We start from the raw sequence: 1728 nt of genomic DNA, 5'->3' as shown, positions 1-1728 counted from the left end.
AGCAACTGGACGACGTCCTACGCCCCAAAACCGACGCCGCCTGGAACCTCCACCACGCCACCCGCCACCTCAACCTCGACGCCTTCATCCTCTACTCGTCGCTCTCGGGCACGTTGGGCGCCCCCGGCCAGGCCAACTACGCGGCGGCGAACGCGTGCCTGGACGCGCTCGCCCACCACCGCCAGACGCTGGGGCTGCCCGGAACGAGCCTCGCGTGGGGCCTGTGGGCCGAGCACAGTGGAATGACAGGGCACCTCACGGAGGCGGACGTCGCCCGCATCACCCGGTCCGGGTTTCCTCCTCTGGCGACGGACGAAGCACTGGCCTTCCTCGATGCCGCGCTGGTCACGTCCGAACCGGCTCCGGTGCTTGCCCGCATCAGCCCTCCGGCACTGCAGGCCCTGGCCCGCAACGAGACGCTCCCACCGCTCCTGCGTGATCTCGTACGAGCCCCGGCACCCGCGCGCACGGCCGGTGCGAGGGGCGCCGCCGCACCGGCCGAGGCCCTGCGCGGCGGCAGTGACGCCGGTGCTTCACTCAAGGAACGTCTGGCGGACCTGCCCGAGCGCGACCGCACCGAGCAGGTGCTCTCGCTGGTCCGGGCCGCCGCCGCCGCCGTTCTGGCTCACCCTGACCCCGAACTCATCGACGCCCGGCAGCCGTTCAAGGAGCTGGGGTTCGACTCGCTGACCACAGTCCAACTGCGCAACCACCTCAGCCGCGTCACCGGCATCCGGCTCCCCAGCACCCTGGCCTTCGACCATCCGACGCCGCACGACCTGACGGACCACCTTCTGCGCCAACTCACCCCACGGACGGATGCGACGACGGGCCTAGCCGCCACCGCCAACACCACCGCGACAGCGGGCCTCGGCGAACCGATCGCCGTCGTGGGCATGGGCTGCCGCTTCCCGGGAGGCGTCAACTCACCCGCTCAGCTCTGGAGGTTGGTGACCCAGGGCCGGGACGCCGTCGGCCCCTTCCCCACCGACCGCGGCTGGGACCTGACGCGGCTCTTCGACACCGACGCCGACACCGATGCCGACCGGCCGGGAACCTCCACGGTGCGCCGAGGCGGTTTCCTCTACGATGCCGATCAGTTCGATGCGGGGTTCTTCAACATCTCCCCCCGCGAAGCGAAGGCCATCGACCCGCAGCAGCGCCTGCTGCTCGAGGTCACCTGGGAGGCCCTGGAGGACGCGGGCATCGACCCCACCACCCTCGCCGGCTCCCAGACCGGCGTCTTCACCGGCCTGTCCCCCAACCACTACGGCGCCCACGGCGACACCGACCTGGAGGGCCACCTCCTGACCGGCACCATCCCCGCCGTCGCCTCCGGCCGCATCGCCTACACCCTGGGCCTGCACGGCCCCGCGCTCACCGTCGACACCGCCTGCTCCTCCTCCCTGGTCGCCGTCCACCTCGCCTGCCAGGCCCTGCGCAACAGCGAATGCGACATGGCCCTCGCCGGCGGCGCCACCGTCATGGCCACCCCGGAAGTCTTCACCGAATTCAGCCGCCAGGGCGGCCTCGCCCCCGACGGCCGCTGCAAAGCCTTCGCCGCCGAAGCCGACGGAACCGGCTGGAGCGAAGGCGCCGGCGTCATCGTCCTGCAACGCCTCAGCGACGCCCGGGCCCAGGGACAGCACATCCTCGCCCTCATCCCCGGCTCCGCCGTCAACCAGGACGGCGCCAGCAACGGCCTCACCGCCCCCAACGGCCCCGCCC

The 1728-nt window shown here is 72.1% G+C and carries 1 protein-coding gene; it reads left to right on the top strand.

Going from position 1 to position 1728, the window contains the following annotated elements:
• The coding region (locus ACFQ7F_RS45810) for a beta-ketoacyl synthase N-terminal-like domain-containing protein (protein ID WP_383285738.1) at window positions 1-1728 on the top strand (1728 nt) is incomplete at both ends.

Source organism: Streptomyces sp. NPDC056486 (assembly GCF_042795295.1).
Lineage (GTDB): Bacteria > Actinomycetota > Actinomycetes > Streptomycetales > Streptomycetaceae > Streptomyces.
The sequence above is the reverse complement of the archived record's forward strand: the minus strand, read 5'-3'. Positions and strand labels throughout refer to the sequence as shown.